Source organism: Asticcacaulis sp. MM231, assembly GCF_964186625.1.
Taxonomy (GTDB): Bacteria; Pseudomonadota; Alphaproteobacteria; order Caulobacterales; family Caulobacteraceae; genus Asticcacaulis.
In genome coordinates this window covers 1843837-1861308 of record NZ_OZ075108.1, presented here as the reverse complement: position 1 = coordinate 1861308, position 17472 = coordinate 1843837, and the positions used below count along the sequence as shown (strand labels likewise).

The 17472-nt window shown below is 56.0% G+C and carries 15 protein-coding genes, 1 tRNA gene and 1 pseudogene; 9 read left to right on the top strand and 8 right to left on the bottom strand.

Going from position 1 to position 17472, the window contains the following annotated elements; all coding sequences use genetic code 11:
- Window positions 1–190: 190 nt before the first annotated feature.
- Window positions 191–1450: an ATP-dependent Clp protease ATP-binding subunit ClpX gene (gene clpX / locus ABQ278_RS09105; protein WP_018080107.1), complete on the bottom strand. Its 1260-nt coding sequence runs from the start codon at window positions 1448–1450 to the stop codon at window positions 191–193.
- Between the two features lie 272 nt (window positions 1451–1722).
- Between clpX and ABQ278_RS09100 the strand changes: the two genes are divergently transcribed.
- Window positions 1723–2355 carry an HAD-IB family hydrolase gene (locus ABQ278_RS09100; protein WP_349319331.1) on the top strand — a complete coding sequence of 211 codons (633 nt, stop codon included), beginning with the start codon at window positions 1723–1725 and terminating at the stop codon, window positions 2353–2355.
- A 54-nt stretch (window positions 2356–2409) separates the two neighbouring features.
- Here the strand turns inward: ABQ278_RS09100 and ABQ278_RS09095 are convergent, their stop codons facing one another.
- From ABQ278_RS09095 to tig, 4 genes are all read right to left on the bottom strand, one after another.
- On the bottom strand, window positions 2410–3048 hold the full coding sequence (locus tag ABQ278_RS09095) for an ATP-dependent Clp protease proteolytic subunit (protein ID WP_018080105.1): 639 nt from the start codon (window positions 3046–3048) through the stop codon (window positions 2410–2412).
- A 197-nt stretch (window positions 3049–3245) separates the two neighbouring features.
- Entirely contained in the window at window positions 3246–3461 is a 216-nt protein-coding gene (locus ABQ278_RS09090; RefSeq protein WP_349319330.1) for a hypothetical protein, read from the bottom strand.
- A 66-nt stretch (window positions 3462–3527) separates the two neighbouring features.
- The gene (locus ABQ278_RS09085) at window positions 3528–4052 is read right to left on the bottom strand and encodes a DUF2059 domain-containing protein (RefSeq protein ID WP_349319329.1); all 525 of its coding nucleotides are present in this window, start codon (window positions 4050–4052) and stop codon (window positions 3528–3530) included.
- Window positions 4053–4165: 113 nt separating this feature from the next.
- Entirely contained in the window at window positions 4166–5509 is a 1344-nt protein-coding gene (gene tig / locus ABQ278_RS09080) for a trigger factor (protein ID WP_349319328.1), read from the bottom strand.
- Between the two features lie 265 nt (window positions 5510–5774).
- Here tig and ABQ278_RS09075 point away from each other — a divergent pair, with 265 nt between their 5' ends.
- Window positions 5775–6557 (top strand): hypothetical protein, encoded by a 783-nt coding sequence (locus tag ABQ278_RS09075; protein ID WP_349319327.1) that lies wholly within the window; start codon window positions 5775–5777, stop codon window positions 6555–6557.
- On the opposite strand, the gene ABQ278_RS09070 is transcribed toward ABQ278_RS09075, so the two are convergent.
- Together ABQ278_RS09070 and ABQ278_RS09065 are read right to left on the bottom strand one after the other, a co-directional pair.
- The gene (locus ABQ278_RS09070; protein ID WP_349319326.1) at window positions 6554–7792 is read right to left on the bottom strand and encodes a dicarboxylate/amino acid:cation symporter; all 1239 of its coding nucleotides are present in this window, start codon (window positions 7790–7792) and stop codon (window positions 6554–6556) included. The two genes, ABQ278_RS09075 and ABQ278_RS09070, sit on opposite strands and share 4 nt — an antisense overlap.
- Window positions 7793–7857: 65 nt before the next feature.
- Window positions 7858–8442, bottom strand: coding sequence for an FMN-dependent NADH-azoreductase (locus ABQ278_RS09065; RefSeq protein ID WP_349319325.1), 585 nt, complete (start codon window positions 8440–8442; stop codon window positions 7858–7860).
- 120 nt (window positions 8443–8562) lie between these two features.
- On the opposite strand from ABQ278_RS09065, the gene ABQ278_RS09060 reads away from it, so the two are divergent.
- Window positions 8563–8943 carry a helix-turn-helix domain-containing protein gene (locus ABQ278_RS09060; RefSeq protein ID WP_349319324.1) on the top strand — a complete coding sequence of 127 codons (381 nt, stop codon included), beginning with the start codon at window positions 8563–8565 and terminating at the stop codon, window positions 8941–8943.
- Window positions 8944–8951: 8 nt separating this feature from the next.
- On the opposite strand, the gene ABQ278_RS09055 is transcribed toward ABQ278_RS09060, so the two are convergent.
- Window positions 8952–9036 (bottom strand) — tRNA-Leu (locus ABQ278_RS09055).
- 479 nt (window positions 9037–9515) lie between these two features.
- On the opposite strand from ABQ278_RS09055, the gene ABQ278_RS09050 reads away from it, so the two are divergent.
- The 6 genes and pseudogenes from ABQ278_RS09050 to parE all read left to right on the top strand — a co-directional run bounded on the left by ABQ278_RS09050 (window position 9516) and on the right by parE (window position 17263).
- Window positions 9516–9854 (top strand): P-II family nitrogen regulator, encoded by a 339-nt coding sequence (locus tag ABQ278_RS09050; RefSeq protein ID WP_018080099.1) that lies wholly within the window; start codon window positions 9516–9518, stop codon window positions 9852–9854.
- A 64-nt stretch (window positions 9855–9918) separates the two neighbouring features.
- Window positions 9919–11326 (top strand): annotated as a pseudogene (glnA, locus tag ABQ278_RS09045) (type I glutamate--ammonia ligase).
- A gap of 384 nt (window positions 11327–11710) precedes the next feature.
- Complete coding sequence (locus tag ABQ278_RS09040) at window positions 11711–13111, top strand: ammonium transporter (RefSeq protein WP_349322132.1); 1401 nt, start codon at window positions 11711–11713, stop codon at window positions 13109–13111.
- A gap of 254 nt (window positions 13112–13365) precedes the next feature.
- Window positions 13366–14028, top strand: coding sequence for a TorF family putative porin (locus ABQ278_RS09035; protein ID WP_349319323.1), 663 nt, complete (start codon window positions 13366–13368; stop codon window positions 14026–14028).
- 379 nt (window positions 14029–14407) lie between these two features.
- A complete protein-coding gene (locus ABQ278_RS09030) occupies window positions 14408–15055 on the top strand; it encodes a TorF family putative porin (RefSeq protein WP_349319322.1) in 648 nt (215 codons plus the stop codon).
- Window positions 15056–15178: 123 nt separating this feature from the next.
- A complete protein-coding gene (gene parE / locus ABQ278_RS09025) occupies window positions 15179–17263 on the top strand; it encodes a DNA topoisomerase IV subunit B (RefSeq protein WP_349319321.1) in 2085 nt (694 codons plus the stop codon).
- Window positions 17264–17472 lie beyond the last annotated feature (209 nt).

The following is a 17472-nucleotide window of genomic DNA, read 5'->3' as shown; positions in this document are numbered from 1 at the left end:
TCAGGGCATCAGGTCCTTACTTGAGTGTCAAAGAAAAACGCGGTCCCGATTCCAGGACCGCGTTTAATCTCACACAATCATAAGCCGCTATGGCTTGGCGAAAATGGCTGGATCGGGAGAACCGGAGCGTACTTAAATACGTGAGCACCGGATCACACCGAGACGGCTATTTGCAGACCGCCAGAGTGGCTTATGCAGCGCCGCCGGAGCGCTTTTCAGCATAAATCAGCAAAGGCTGCGCACGCTCTTCAATGACTTCACCGTTGATGACCACTTCCTCGACGCCCTGCATGGTCGGCAGTTCGTACATGGTCTCCAGCAGGATGCCTTCGAGGATCGATCGCAGGCCACGGGCGCCGGTCTTGCGCTGAATGGCGCGCTTGGCAACCCCCATCAGGGCCTCGTCCGTGAAGTTGAGCGAGACGTTTTCCATCTCGAACAGGCGCTGATACTGCTTGATCAGGGCGTTCTTCGGCTCAGTCAGGATCTTGACCAGCGTCACTTCGTCGAGATCTTCCAGCGTCGCCAGAACCGGCAGACGGCCGATGAATTCCGGGATCAGACCAAACTTCATCAGATCGTCCGGCTCGACATTGCGCAGGATTTCCCCGGTGCGGCGATCTTCCGGATCCTTAACAGTGGCGCCGAAACCGATCGATGTGCCCTTGCCGCGGCCGGAAATGATCTTTTCCAGGCCGGCGAAGGCGCCGCCGCAGATGAACAGGATGTTGGTCGTATCCACTTGCAGGAATTCCTGCTGAGGATGCTTGCGGCCGCCTTGCGGCGGCACGGAAGCGACCGTGCCTTCCATGATCTTGAGAAGTGCCTGCTGAACGCCTTCGCCCGACACGTCGCGGGTGATCGAAGGGTTATCGGACTTGCGCGAAATCTTGTCGACTTCGTCGATATAAACGATGCCGCGCTGAGCGCGTTCAACATTGTAATCAGCAGCTTGCAGCAGCTTCAGAATGATGTTCTCAACGTCTTCCCCCACATAACCGGCTTCGGTCAGGGTGGTGGCGTCGGCCATGGTGAACGGCACATCGATGATGCGGGCAAGCGTTTGGGCCAGCAACGTCTTGCCGGAGCCCGTCGGGCCGATCAGCATGATGTTCGACTTAGCCAGCTCGACGTCATTGCCCTTTTGGGCGTGGTTGAGGCGCTTGTAGTGGTTGTGGACGGCCACCGAGAGAACCTTCTTCGCCTGGCCCTGGCCGATGACGTAATCATCGAGGACTTCGCGGATTTCCTTCGGGGTCGGCACGCCATCCTTGGACTTCACGAAGGCGATCTTGTGCTCTTCGCGGATGATGTCCATGCACAGCTCGACGCATTCATCGCAGATAAACACGGTCGGCCCGGCGATAAGTTTGCGCACCTCATGCTGGCTCTTTCCGCAGAAAGAACAATAGAGTGTGCTTTTGCTGTCGCCTGTCGCGGCTTTGGTCATATGCTTCTTCACCTCAAGTGGCGCAACGAACAACTCATATCATGTGAATCGCGCGTTCACCTTTACATGGCATCTTAGAGCCTCAAGCCTTAACAAAGGCTAATTTTGGCACAGATACCCCCTATATAGGACCTATCCGGACGTATCTATGCACAGTTTAGACCACGTCTCAACCACGCAACGCCATCAACGGGTCGCTTAACTCTCTTTATATGGGATAAGAGACATAGATTGGAAGCCGCCCTTTTGCATTTGGGAATTTTTGCCGCATCATGATGAGAAAAAGCACCAAAACACCGGCCGATGCCAAGAAGGTCATCGCCTTCGATTTCGACGGCACCCTGACCTATACGGACAGCTTCATCGCCTTCCTCATGTCGAGCAAAGGTAACTTGCAAATCGCAAGCGCCCTCACCTTCCAACCCGGAATGTTGCTTGACTACCTTAAAACCAAGGATCGCGGCGCCCTGAAAGCCCGCTTACTTTACAAGCTGTTAGGCGATATTTCACAAGGCGATCTGGAAACCCTGGTCAAGGCCTTCGTCACCAAGACCGGCATGAGCCTGTTCCGGCCCGATGCGCTCAAGGCCTGGGAGCATCACGACCTGCCGGACCGCACGCGCGTCATCGTCACCGCCTCGCCCGACATCCTGGTGCGCCCTTTCGGCAAACTGATCGGCGCTGATCGGGTGATCGGTACGCGCCTCAAATTTTCCGCCGCCGGAACATTATTACCCGAACTCGATGGCCTGAATTGCCGCGGCGAAGAAAAGATGTGCCGCTTACGCGCCACCTTCGGTGAGTTGTTCGATCTCGATTCGGCCTATGGCGACACCGCCGGCGATACCGAAATGTTGGCCGCCGCCACCCACGGCCACTATCGCGTCTTCACGCAGAAGCCATAAAAAAAGAGCGGCGCAGTCACCGGCGCCGCTCTGATTTGAATTGGGATTGAAAGCTTAGGAAGCTTCCTTGCCGCTCTCGGCATCGGAACGCTTTTCGTAAACGTGGTCGATCAGACCAAATTCCTTGGCTTCCGCCGCCGTCAGGTAACGGTCGCGGTCCAGGGTTTTTTCGATGGTTTCGTAGGTCTGGCCGGTGTGCTTGACGTAGATTTCGTTGAGCAGCTTCTTGGTCTTGCGCATATCCTCAGCCTGGATCTCGATATCCGAGGCCATACCACGCGCGCCACCCGAGGGCTGGTGCACCATGATCTTGGAATTCGGCAGCGAGATACGCTGACCGGCCTCACCGGCTTGCAGGATAAGCGAACCAGCCGAAGCGGCCATGCCCATGCAAACGGTCGAAACGGGCGATTTGATGTATTGCATCGTATCGTAGATCGCCAGGGCGGAGGTCACCTGACCGCCGGGCGAATTGATGTACATCGAGATTTCCTTCTTCGGGTTTTCCGACTCAAGGAACAGAAGCTGGGCGCAAATCAGGCTGGCCATACCGTCTTCAAACGGACCGGTCAGGAAGATGATGCGTTCTTTCAGCATACGGGAGAAGATGTCGTATGAGCGTTCTCCGCGGCTGGATTGCTCCACAACCATGGGCACGAGGTTCATGGTCAGATGGTCTATAGGGTCGCGCATCACGAATCCTTATCTGGAAAAAATATCAAAGCCTGGCCGCAGATATAGGGCTAAATATCTTAACCGTAAGTGGATGCGTCCCAGCCTTGTCTTATGTATTCACCATTGTCCTCAAAACAATAGCGGCAACGCGCTCAACTTGGCAAGTTACCCACAGGATTTCAAGTGGCGATTAGGTTGCGCCGGATTAGCCCAAACTATTTAGAAACGTGCGGGGCCTTCGAATCACGGCCGGTTTCGTCAACGCCCTTGCCGTGGGTATCGCCGCTGCCGGTCTGACCTTTCGGCAGACGCCCCTCCTGAACATTATCGCCTTCGGACGGGTCTTCGCGTTGCGAAGGATGGGCCGTATCCGTCGGCGCACTGCGATGCGCCGACGGGTTCTTCCCGGAAACCTGCTTGGATGTCGACATGGTGAGCTCCTCTTTGCTTGTCAGGCAAGGAGGCACCGTCATCGTGTCAAAATGAAATACGGAATGCTATTTTGCTTTGCCGGCACTGCAGTCGATCTTCTTGCACATCTTCGTCTGCATCCGGTTCTGGATCTCTGGCATCAATTCCATCATGACTTGCGTCGTCTTCGGAATGAGGGTGGGAGTCTTTTTGGTGATCGACTGCCCGACCGGGCTTTCATAGAAAGCGACCATCTGTACCAGTTCATCCTCGGTAAAAGCGTCGGCATAGATCACAGAGAGTTTGTCGATATAGATAGGCGTAATTTCCGCCATCGTCTCGACAGCGGCATCCGTCACCATCTTACTTTGTTCAGAGGTCAGGCCCGAGCTTGCGCGTTGTTGCTCGGCAAGCGCCGGCAGCATCGACTGCATCATGCTACCAATCAGCTTATCCATCTCGATGGATTTGAAATAGCGCTTGATCAGCACAACCTTACGGGCCGTAACCGCGTCTTCCACGGCGGGCGTGGCAGAGTTTTGCGCCATGGCGGCGACAGGCATAACAGCCAGCAAAGACACGCTTGCCAGACAAATCACGAATTTACGCATTAGGTTTCCCCCTCTTGATGAACGCCACCTGTGGTAGCCCCATCTACCCAAGGTGGCAATAAAAAAAGAGGCCCCTTTCGGAGCCTCTTTCCTATAACTTTTGATTCGAAAGCTTACGCCTCTTCCTCTTCTTTCAGCAGGTCTTCCTTGCTGATCGGCTCTTCCTTCACGGTAGCGAGCGAGAAGATCAGATCGCAGACCTTTTCTTCGTAGATCGGAGCGCGGATCTGAGCGGCGGCGCCGGGGTTCTTCGTATAGAATTCAAAGACCTGACGCTCCTGGCCCGGATAGTTGCGAGCTTCCTGCATGATGGCCTGATTGACTTCCTGATCGGTGACCTGGACGTTCTGGCGGGTGCCGATTTCGGCGAGCACCAGACCGAGGCGCACGCGACGCTCAGCGATCTTCATGTACTCGTCCTTCAATTCGGCTTCCGACTTGCTGGCGTCTTCTTCGGCAAGCTGGCCATTGGCCTTGTCCTGCTCAACCTGTTGCCAGATGCCCTGGAACTCAGCTTCCAGCATACGCTTGGGCAGTTCGAAGCTGTGCTTCTCGTCAAGAATGTCCAGCAGGGCACGCTTCATCTTGAAACGCGAAGCCTGACCGAACTGCTGTTGCAGTTGCGTCTTCAGGATGTCCTTCAGGGCTTGCAGGCTTTCCAGACCGAGGCTCTTGGCGAGTTCGTCATCGGCTTCGCCTTCCTTAGGCGAAAGGATGTCCTGAACGGTCGTCTCAAAAGTCGCGGCCTTACCGGCCAGGTTGGCGGCGCCATAGTTTTCAGGGAAGGTGACGTTGAGCGTCTTCACTTCGCCCTTCTTGGCGCCGATCAGTTGTTCTTCAAAGCCCGGGATGAACTGGCCCGAACCGATGATCAGTTCGGCGCCTTCGGCCGAACCACCTTCAAACAATTCGTCGCCCAGCTTGCCAACGAAATCGATGATCAGCTTGTCGCCATCGGCAGCCTTGACGGTCTTGCCCTTCTTGGCTTCGAATTGCTTCGACTGCGCAGTGACGGTCTTGAGGGCTTCGTCGATATCGGCTTCGGTCGGCTCGTAGACCGGACGGGTCAGTTCGAGCGAGGCAGGCTCAACCGGCGTGAAGATCGGCATCATTTCGACAGCGATTTCATAGGCCAGGTCAGCCTTGCCTTCGATCACGCCTTCGATATCGCCGATCGGCTTCAGTTCGGGCTGGCTGGCGGGACGGATGTTGGCATCCTTCATCGCCTGCTCGGTCGTGGCATTCAGCGTTTCCTGAATGATTTCGCCCATCAGTTCCTTGCCGTACAGCTTGCGAACGTGATTTTGCGGCACCTTGCCGGGGCGGAAGCCCTTGATGTTCATCTTGGGCGCGATTTCCGCGATCTTGGCGTCCAGCTTTTGGGTCAACTCGCCCTTGGCGATGGTGACTTCGAGGACGCGGCTCAGGCCTTCATTCAGTTTTTCAACGACTTGCATCGATCAGTTACCTTATGCCGATTGGTCCCTGACCTCGCGTCAGGCCCGCACGGGCGGTTAAAAATAGAAACAAGCGCCCCTGCGGAGGCACGGGCGCCAAAAGATGAGCCCTTATGGCATGATTGCGGGTCAGGTCAACGGTTATGTCAGGCGTTCAGGTGGGTTTGTAGGAAATTTCATGCTTGCAAGCCCATACTCACTGAGCCTCAGTGAATTTTTACAAGTTTGCAGATAGCTTGCCTGACTGACCTTCGGAGATCTGCACGTGCGTAACACCCTGATCCTGTTTTTCGCCCTGGCTTCCTGCAGTCTGGCCGGATGTGAGAAAGAAGCATCCAAGCGTCAGGAAGGCATAGACCCGACCTTTGAAGGCTCGGACAACGAGAAGCGCACCATGGCGGTCGAAGCGGCCCTGATCGCCGCCAATCCCGGCCTCGCCGTGCGCAAGGATCGTGAACTGATCATCATGCACAAGGATGAAGCCGTCACCAGCTACATCAACGATCCCAAGGGCTGCGAACGCTATTTCCTGACGGGCGTACTCAAACTGCGCGGCAAGGATGGCGAGCTTTATCCAGTCGCCGGTGTCACCTGCCATTTCGCCAATGCCGAAAACACCTACCTCGTCTTGCCCAACAGCGATAAATATCTGGTGCGCGAAGAGGCTTCGGTCTCTCCGGATGGCCGCATCCTCGCCTCAGGCTTTGACCGCGCCGACGAGACGCAAGGCTCGCTCGCCCTGGCCAACTGGCCCAAAATCCGCGACGTGGTGATCTTCCCGGCGCACTGCAAAAGCATGGTCTGGCAGGATGACACCCACTTTACCGCCACCTGCTGGCACAATGAAGGGCCTAACAGCTCAAACCCTTACGATAGCTTCGCCTATTATTTCACCACGCGTATCGAAAAGAACGCCGCGGGGAAATGGCAGATGCAGGCGACACAATGGGTGGACCGCGATACGCTGGCGCCCAAGGCGATCAGCAAACCGCTTTACCACTTCACGGCGGAACCCCCGCAGGCACCACATTTCGAAAAAGAAAGCTAGACCTTTGCCGGCTCTTCCACGTCAAGCTGGCCTTCCCACTTGGCGATGACGGCCGAGGCGACGCTGTTGCCCAGCACGTTGGTGGCCGAGCGTCCCATGTCGAGCAGGTGATCGACACCCAGTACAAGGGCGATCCATTCCGCCGGCAGGCCGAAATAGGCCAGGGTCGCCATGATAACGACCAGCGAGGCGCGCGGTACACCGGCGATGCCTTTCGATGTGATCAAGAGCAGGAACAGCATCATGATGATCTGCGCGGTGGTGAAGACCACGCCGTAGGCCTGCGCAATAAACAAAGTGGCGAAGGTGCAGTAGATCATCGAGCCATCGAGATTGAACGAATAGCCGAGCGGCAGCACGAACGACACGATCTTGCGCGAAATGCCTACCGTCGGCAGTCCGGCCAGCAGCTTCGGGTAAGCCGCTTCCGAACTGGCGGTCGAGAAAGCCAGCAGGGTCGGTTCGCGGATGACGCCCAGCACGCGCAGCATACGGCCTCCGAGGAACAGGAAGCCCAGCACGATCAGAAGCGCCCACAAAACGCCCATAGCGCCATAAAAGCCCGCCATGAACTTGGCGTAGGTAACCAGAATAGGCAGCCCCTGTTCGCTGACCGTCTTGGCCAGGGCGCCGAAAATAGCGAAGGGCGCAAATTTCATCACCACTTCGGTGACCTTGAGCATGATGGCCGACGCCTCTTCCGCCAGTTCCATCACCCGCGGCGATTTCTTTTCCAGCATGGAGATAGCCGTACCGACGAAGACCGCGAAGACCACAATCTGCAGGATTTCGTTATCGGCCATGGCCTTGATGATCGACGACGGGATCAGGTGCTCAACGAATTTCTCCAGCGTGAAGCCTTCGGTCGACGGCACCTTGATCGCTTCGCCCACGACCTGCAGATTCATGCCGACGCCGGGCTTGAGCCATTCGACCATCACGATGCCGATGCCGAGGGACACAAGCGACATCACCAGAAACCAGCCCAGGGACTTCAGACCGACTCGGCCGACCGAGGCGGCGTCTTCCATGTGGCCGATGCCGGCGATCAGGGTGAAAAGCACGAGAGGCGCAATGATCATCTTGATCAGGGTGATGAAAATCTTGGTCAGCAGACCATAGATCATGGTCGCGGTCTTGAGGTTTTCCGGGCTCAGATATTCGTTACTGGCCCAGCCCGCCGCGACGCCCGCAACCATGGCGAAAAGGATAAATAACGCAAACTTAGACTTCATGACGGCAGGCCCCATAGCAGATTCAGGCCCCGACTATTGAACGCCCGCCGTCAGATACGCAACACCTAAAGCGCAGCGGCTTCAGCCAGAGCGCCATCAATCGCTGCTTGTTTCTGGTCAGGACCTAGCAGCAGGCCTTCGGCGCGCACGAATTCCGGCTTGATGCCGATAAAGCCGAAAAAGGCGGTCAGGTAGGTTTCCTGGTGGTCGATAGCTGCCATGGGGGACGGCGCGCTGTACACGCCACCGCGCGACGACGCGATGATGACACGATGATCGCCTGCCAGTCCTTCAGGGCCGGATTCCGTGTAGCGGAAGGTTTTACCGGCCACCGCAAGAGCGTCGATCCAGGTCTTAAGTTGGCTGGAGATGGCAAAATTATACATCGGCGCGCCGATCACCACGATGTCGGCGCTGAGAAATTCATCGAGCGCGGCGATCGTAGCGGCCGCTTCAGCATGATCGGCGCCGGACATTTTCGCGCCAAGCACCTCACCCGAAAGATGCGGCACAGGGTTCAAGTTGAGATCGCGATAGACCACCTCAAGCTCGGGCGCGGTCGCTTTAAAGCGTTCGACCACGGCGGCGGAAAGCTGGCGCGACACCGACGCATCACCGGTAATGGCGGAATCAATATGCAAAAGTTTCATGGCAAAGCCTATTTCGTAACTAAGGGAGTTACACTACATAGAGGCTCGCGAAACCGCCGCAAGACAGCACTTTTTTGGCCGTTACGCACATTTTTGTTCGCCATGGATTGAGGATTACCAATGGATACCCCAGCACCTTTGCTCCCCGTTAACGTGTCTCATCGCGATTGCCGCGCCTTTGCGGACGCACTGGGGCGGGTGGGCGATAAATGGACCATTATCGTGGTCGGCACCCTGTCAGGCGGCCCTCTGCGCTACAAGGAAATTCAGCATCGCATCGATGGCATTTCGCAACGTATGCTGACATTAACACTGAAATCGCTGGAAGCCGATGGGCTGGTGACACGTACCGTTTTTCCAACCGTCCCGCCGCGCGTCGACTATGAACTGACGTCACTCGGCGATAGTCTACGGCCAGCCCTGCTCTCATTGTTCGATTGGGTCATGCAAAACCAAGCCGCTATCGAAGCCGCACGCGCCGCATATGCGATAAAATCATGAGAAAAAACTGGTGCGGATGAGAGGACTCGAACCTCCACGCCTTGCAGCGCTGGAACCTAAACCCAGTGCGTCTACCAGTTCCGCCACATCCGCATATCAGCTTCTATAGGTCAGGCACCTGAGGACGCAGGCCTGAGGGGGCGCTGTCTGACGCAAAGATCGGGCGGCGTCAAGCACGGTGATAGCGGAAGGTGTGAAAAAGTCTGCGATGAGGGTCATACGACTGTCACGAACCGTGACTAATGCTGCACGGCAACAATCAGGCATATTTTTCGCGCACTTTCGCGCGATGGACGGCTATTTAATTGCAAAAGTGACAGCATTTCGCGCTTTGAGAGAGCTATCCTGCCGAGTTGGGTAAATTTTCTCTTTATATGTGGTCAAATCGCGCTAAAAGACATTTTCTTTTTGAATTTGCCGCAGCCAAGCGCTAAAGGCGAAACACCTGACGTTCACGCATCGTAATCAAATTTTACAGCCATGTGAGATCACGCGCTGGAAATGAGCTTGCATTCTTGCGCAATGCAAACAAGTTACGGGACTGAACGGTCTGCTAGTTTTATGGATAGCTCATGAAAAAGATAGAAGCCGTCATCAAGCCCTTTAAGCTCGACGAAGTGAAGGAAGCCCTTCAGGAAATCGGCGTACAAGGCATGACCGTCCTGGAGGCCAAGGGATATGGCCGCCAGAAAGGACATTCCGAACTCTACCGGGGTGCGGAATACGTTGTTGATTTTCTGCCGAAAATCAAAATTGAACTGGTTGTCGCCGATGACCTTGCACCGGCTGCCCTGGAAGCAATCCAGACGGCTGCCCGCACAGGCAAAATTGGCGATGGCAAGATTTTTGTGAGTGATGTCCTTGACGTCGTTCGCATCAGAACCGGGGAATCCGGACCGCAGGCGGTCTAATCGACCACCGGCGTTTCGCCTCTCCCATACTTTTTAATCTACAGGCTTAAATGGGGCGTCAAATATGACCGCAGCAGACATTCTCAAGCTCATCAAGGAAAAGGACGTCAAGTATGTTGACGTTCGCTTCTCCGACGTTAAGGGCAAACTCCAGCACGTGACCTTCGACATCGACCTGGTCGATGAAGAATTTCTCGATGACGGCACCATGTTCGATGGTTCGTCGATCGCCGGCTGGAAGGCCATCAACGAATCCGACATGAAGCTGCGCCCTGATCTGAAGACGGCCTATATCGACCCCTTCTATCAGCAAACAACGCTTTTCATGTTCTGCGATGTCGTGAACCCCGACACCAACGAGCCTTACAACCGCGACCCGCGTTCGATCGCCAAGAAGGCCCTCGCCTATACGCAATCGGCCGGTGTGGGTGATACGGTTTACTTCGGTCCCGAAGCTGAATTCTTCATGTTTGACGACGTGCGCTGGTCGATCTCGCCGGACAACACCGGCTACGCCTTCGACTCGATCGAACTGCCGCACAACTCCGCCAAGGTTTACGCCGAAGGCAATATGGGCCATCGCCCTGGTCCTAAGGGCGGCTATTTCCCTGTCAACCCGATCGAACTCAGCGCAGGACATCCGCGGCGAAATGCTCTCCGTCATGGGCGAACTGGGCATGGAACCGGAAAAGCACCACCACGAAGTGGCGCCGGCCCAACACGAACTGGGCCTGAAGTTCTCGGACATGCTGACCATGGCCGACCGCACGCAGCTCTACAAGTACGTCGTACAGAACGTTGCTCACGCCTACGGCAAGACCGTGACCTTCATGGCGAAGCCGATGTTCGGCGACAACGGTTCGGGCATGCACGTTCACCAGTCGATCTGGAAGGACGGCAAGCCGCTCTTCGCCGGCGACAAGTACGCCGGTCTGTCCGACCTCTGCCTGTGGTACATCGGCGGCATTATCAAGCACGCCAAGGCCATCAACGCATTCTCGAACTCGACGACCAACAGCTATAAGCGCCTGGTTCCGGGTTATGAAGCCCCGGTCAAGCTGGCCTATTCGGCCCGCAACCGCTCCGCTTCGATCCGTATTCCGTGGGTGTCGTCGCCGAAGGGCAAGCGCCTCGAAGCTCGCTTCCCCGATCCGATGGGCAACCCTTACCTGACCTTCACCGCCCTGCTGATGGCTGGTCTCGATGGTATAGAGAACCGCCTCGATCCGGGCGCACCCGCCGACAAGAACCTGTATGATCTACCGCCCCAAGAGCAAAAGAACATCCCGGAAGTCTGCGGTTCGCTCCGTGAAGCTCTGGAAAACCTCGACAAGGATCGCGCCTTCCTCAAGAAGGGCGGCGTGATGGACGACGATTTCATCGACTCCTACATCGAACTGAAGATGGAAGAAGTGATGAACCTAGAACTGCGTCCTCACCCGATCGAATTCGAGATGTATTACAAGTGCTAATCTGAAACTCCTGTTTCTAGACATGAACTTCTGTTATAGGCCGCCCGTGATTGGGCGGCCTATTTCGTTAGCGTGGCACGGCGTTAATTCCGCGGGACAAATCCTATGAATTGTATGATTTATTTTAATTGCAAACGAAACAATTGTGGTTTCATTTGATACGAATTAAAAACGCGCCTATTTTCCGTTGTTTCCCGCCATTCCGACACATAAATGACGCAAATCGGCCAGCAAGCCCCGTTGACGCTTCGTTAACCTCACAATCCTCTTTGCGATGCCTTGAAGTCGCTGCACTGTGAGCATGTGCAATATCCGCTATCCAAGGGGGATACTTTGAAAACGTGGATCAAACTCTCGAGAGCCATCGCTGCGGCGGCAACTCTCATGCTGGTGGCACCCGCCGCCGGTCTCGCCCTGGCTCAGGACGCCGCTCCGGCGTCGGCTGAAGCTGTAACCTCGGCAGCCGCCTCTGTTGAAGAGTTGGTCGCTGCGCCCGAAGCCGCCGAGGCCGCGCCTGCCCCGGCCCTGTTGGCTTCACAGAAAGAACTGGCCCTTGATAAGGCCGATACAACCTACCTCATCTTCTCCACCGCCATGGTGCTGATGATGACCCTTCCAGGCTTGGCTCTCTTCTACGGCGGTATGGTGCGCCGCAAGAACGTTATTGCGACCGTGACCCAGTCGGTCAGCGTGACCGCTGTTGTCGCTGTTCTTTGGTTCGTAGCCGGTTACAGCATGTCTTTCGGCTCTGTTTCCGCAGATATGTTTGGCATCCCGGCTGCAGAGCTGAACAAATACTTCGGTGGTTTTGATACGCTGTTCCTGAACAATGTCACACCTACAACGGCCTATATGGCTACCGCAGGTGTGCCGGAATACACCTGGATTGCCTATCAAATGACTTTCGCCATCATCACGCCTGCTCTGATCACGGGCGCGTTTGCTGAGCGCGTAAAGTTCTCGGGTCTGATCCTCTTCATGGCGCTGTGGAGCATTCTCGTCTACGCTCCCATCTGTCACATGGTCTGGGGCGGCGGTTTCCTTGGCACTATGGGCGTCAAGGACTTCGCCGGTGGCGCGGTTGTTCACGTCAATGCCGGCATCGCCGGTCTTGTCGCCGCCATCTTCCTCGGCCGACGTAAAGGCTACGGTACAGAAGCGATGCCCGCCAACAACCCGATCTTCGTTCTGGTTGGCGCTTCATTGCTTTTCGTTGGCTGGATCGGCTTCAATGCGGGTTCAGAATGGGCGGGTGACGCTGTTGCTTCTGTGGCTCTCCTCAATACCCTTCTGGCGACCTGCGCGGCTGGCTTGACCTGGAAAGTCGTGGAGTGGATTTTCCGCGGCAAGCCTTCGCTGATCGGTATTCTTTCCGGTCTGGTTGCAGGTCTTGTTGCCATCACCCCCGCCTGCGGCTTCGTAACGCCTATGAGCGCCATGATCATCGGTGCGGTTGCCGGCCCAGTCTGTTACATCTCGGCCACCTGGATGAAGAAGATCCTGGGCTATGACGACTCGCTAGACGCTTTCGGAATCCATGGCGCCGGTGGTGCCCTGGGGGCCATCCTTACGGGTGTCTTCGCCACCACGAGCATCAATTCTCTGGCGGAAGGGGCCACCGTGATGAACCAGATCATTGGCCTCGGCGTGACTATCGCCTGGTCGGCTGTAGGTACATTCCTTATCCTGATTATCTGCAAGTTCACGACAGGTCTCCGCGTGACTGCCGATCAGGAAGAAGCTGGCCTTGACTCGTCGCTTCATGATGAAGTTATGGATCACTAAACTAAAAACTTTAACAGTTGCACAAACAGAAACGGGACGTCCTCTGGGGCGTCCCGTTTTTGTTTAGGCTTTCGCCATGTTTCGAACACGGTCAGTGTATTTTTGGCACACAATTGTGTTTTCTGGCCACACCCCCTTGGAGAGCTGTCACAAATATGTAATCTAACCCTACGTCACAATAAAATTTACCATAACTGACGTGGGAAACGCTTCGGACGGGGGTTGGCACACAAACTCTATCTGAGGACACAATAATGAAAAAAATGCTCCTGGCCGCTACGGCCCTTATCGCAGCCACCGCTTTTGCTGGCTCGGCTTCCGCCACAACTGAATTCGCCGGCGGCACCATCAGCTACAACGTTTCCGCCACCAGCGATTACGTCTTCCGCGGCTTCACCCAAACCGACGGTGACCCGGCCATCCAGGGCGGCGTCGACTACAGCCACGGCCTGTTCTACGTGGGCGGCTGGGCTTCGAACGTCGACTTCGCCGATTACGAACTTGATCTCTATGCCGGCATGAAGCCAACCTACAAGGACTTCACGTTCGATCTGGGCGCTATCTACTACAACTACAATGACGAAGACCTTGATTCGACCGAACTGAAGGCTGCCGTCAGCCACCCGCTCTATAAGGGCACCATCGGCGCTGCTTACTTCCACAATGTCGATTTCGATGACACCAACTATTACGAAATCAACGCCTCATATCCTCTGACATCGAAGCTCAGCGTTTCGGGCGCACTGGGTGAGCAAGAGTCGGCTGGCTTCAAGTACACGACCGGCAACATTGGCCTGACCTATGCGATCACCCCCGTGTTCGCCATCGACGGTCGCTTCTCGGACACCAACATTCCCGAGGATTCGTCTGAAGCTGCCAAGTCGCGCTTCATCGTCAGCGTGAAGGCCGCTTTCTAAGCGAATCTTTCAACTGCCGGGATATGGGCCGTGCGTTAAGTGTGCGCACGGCCCTGCCTTTTCTACATGCAATTAGGCTACACTGACGACCGTCTGATTTCTTTGAACTTTTTGATTGCAAAAATATGACAGCCGGCCTGAAAATTACTAAAAGCACTTACCCTTAAAGAGCTTAGACATGGACTTACGGTACGTGTTGACGGTCGCTCGGCTTCACAAATGACGTGGCAAATATACATCAAAGCGTTGCTAAGTGACATAGGGGACTTTGCTCACCCTAAAAACTTGCTACATTAACTCAGGTTTTACCAACAACCGTCAAACACCACGAAGGCCGGACGTCGTTTCTCCGGCACAACAACTGAACTGGGATATAATCATGAAAAAGACTCTTCTTGTCGCCGCTGTCGCCATCAGCGCACTTTTCGCCGGCGGAGCTGCATCGGCTCAGGAAGCCGGCAAGCTCAGCTATAATCTGGCTGTCACGAGCAACTACGTTTGGCGCGGCGTCACTCAAACCGACGACAACGCAGCCTTGCAAGGCGGCATTGATTACAAGAAGGGCACCTTCTATGCAGGCGTCTGGGGTTCGAACGTTGATTTTGCCTATGGCGATGACAAGGCTTCGACCGAAGTTGACCTGTACATGGGCCTGACCCCTTCGGTCGGTGATTTCAATTTCGATTTCGGCGCGATCGCCTATACCTACCCGGGTTCGGGCGGTGACACGATCGGCGAACTGAAGGCTGCTGTCAGCCACTCGCTGGGCAAGGGCGCCATTGGCGCTGCTATGTATCTCGATACCGAAACCCTCGAAGACCCTTATTATGAAGTCAACGCTTCGTACCCGATCTCCGACAAGTGGTCAGTTTCGGGCGCCTTGGGCCAATACGAAGCCTACGGCTACACCACCAAGAACATCGGTGTTACCTACGCCATCAACAGCACGCTGGGTCTTGACCTGCGTTGGGCCGATGCGTCGAAGCAGCCTTCGACCTTCGCCGCCACGCTCAAGGCCTCTTTCTAATTCTAAGCCTGACCAAGGGCAAAGAAATAGCTGGCCGCGAACCTTCGTGTTCGCGGCCTTTTTTATTGTGGGCGGCCTCTTGCATCTTTATGAGGGAAGACCGAATCACTTCATGTTGACCTTATGACGTCCAGTACCCTGCCCTCTCTTTTTGGCGATGAGCCCGAAAAGCCTGCTGCTTCTGAAGCCGCATCCGCTGCCGCTGTGCCCGCTTCCGTGCCAGTAAAAGCCACAAAAACGCCTGAACCCGCCAAGCCACATGAGCCGTCTATCGTTGACGCCGGTTATGGCGCCTCCAGCATCGAGGTGCTGGAAGGTCTGGAGCCTGTGCGCAAACGCCCCGGTATGTATATCGGCGGCACCGATGAAAAAGCTCTGCACCATCTCTTCGCCGAGGTGCTCGACAATGCCATGGACGAAGCCGTGGCAGGTCACGCCAAGGCAATCTGGGTCGAACTCGACAAAGACGGCTACCTGAGTGTGCGCGATGATGGTCGCGGCATCCCGGTCGATCCCCACCCGAAATATCCTGGTAAATCGGCGCTCGAAGTCGTTATGACCATGCTGCATTCTGGCGGCAAGTTCTCGGGCAAGGCCTATGAAACCTCAGGCGGCCTCCATGGGGTCGGCATTTCGGTGGTCAATGCCCTGTCCGAAAAGCTCGAAGTCACTGTATGGCGCGATGGTTTTGAGTGGCGTCAGAGCTTTTCAAAAGGTCACAAACTGACGGACGTCGAGCAGGTCGGTCCGTCAAAGAAAAAAGGCACGCTCGAACGTTTCCTGCCAGACCCCGAAATCTTCGGCGCCGAGGCCCGCTTCAAACCTGCCCGCCTTTACCGTATGGCCAAGGCGAAGGCCTATTTGTTCCGGGGCGTCCAGATTTTCTGGAAGTGTGCAGCCGAACTTATACAAGATCAAACCCCGGCCGAGGACAAGTTCTACTTCCCCAATGGTCTGGCCGATTACCTGGCTGAGCGCGTCAAGGATACCGAAACCCTGGGCGACATCTTCTCAGGTCGTGTGGAACGTAAAGGCGAAGCCGGCGCGGTCGAATGGGCCGTAGTATGGTCTGGCGCCGGTTTTGGCGAGCACGATGGTTTTTGCCAGAGTTACTGCAACACCATACCGACACCTGATGGCGGCACTCACGAAGCTGGCTTGCGCGCCGCCCTGACGAGATCGCTTAAAGGTTACGCCGAAATGACCGGCGACAAGCGTGGCGGCCTGATCACCGCCGAAGACGTCGCCGCCTATGCCGGCATTGTCATCTCGGTCTTCATTCGCAACCCGGAATTCCAGGGTCAGACCAAGGACCGCCTGTCGTCAAGCGACGCACAGCGGTTGGTGGAGAAGGCGCTGGCCGATCCGTTCGATCACTGGCTGACCTCGGCGCCCAAGCAGGCCGACCGCATTCTACAGTTCATTGTCGAACGTGCCGAGGAACGTCTCAAACGCCGCAAGGACAAGGAAGTCCAGCGTGCCTCCGCCACGCGCAAGCTGCGCCTGCCGGGCAAACTGTCAGATTGCGCCCGTCAGGACGCTATAGGCACAGAACTCTTCATCGTCGAAGGCGATTCGGCCGGCGGTTCTGCCAAGCAGGGCCGCAACCGCAACACACAGGCCATCCTGCCCTTGCGTGGCAAGATCCTCAACGTAGCCTCGGCCACGGGCGACAAAGCACGCCAGAATGCCGAACTGTCCGATCTTGGCCTGGCGCTTGGCGTGCAACCTGGTGCCAAGTTCAAGGACACCGATCTGCGGTATGAGCGCATCATCATCATGACGGATGCTGATGTCGATGGCGCGCACATCGCTTCGCTGCTCATCACCTTCTTCTATCGCACCATGCCAGGCATTATTCGTAACGGTAATTTGTTCCTGGCCATGCCGCCGCTGTATCGTCTGAGCCATGGTGGCAAGACCTTCTATGCGCGTGATGATGCCCACCGGGCAGAGCTCATCGCCAAGGAATTCAAGGGTAAGAAGCCTGAAATCGGCCGTTTCAAAGGCCTCGGTGAAATGATGGCGTCCCAGCTCAAGGAAACCACCATGGACCCGAAGACGCGGACACTGGCCCGTGTCACCCTGCCGCACGATGAAGAAGACGTGCAAGATCTGGTCGAGACTCTGATGGGTCGTAAGCCTGAACTGCGCTTCCGCTATATTCAGGACCACGCTGAATTCGTCACTGATGATCTCGACGTCTAGCCGCCGCTCAAGAAAAGCCTGTTAATTACTGGAAATTCTGTTATCAGACACGCACGCGCCGCAATCTGGCGCGTGTTCGTTTATGTGTCCCGTGGCTTAATGCCCGCCAGCATAAACGACGGCTGCCCCCCCTGGCGCTCAGATTGGCGCCCTTTTATTCCATTCCTCCCAAGAAGGCTTGTCAGGACATGGAACGATTTGAAGAGTGT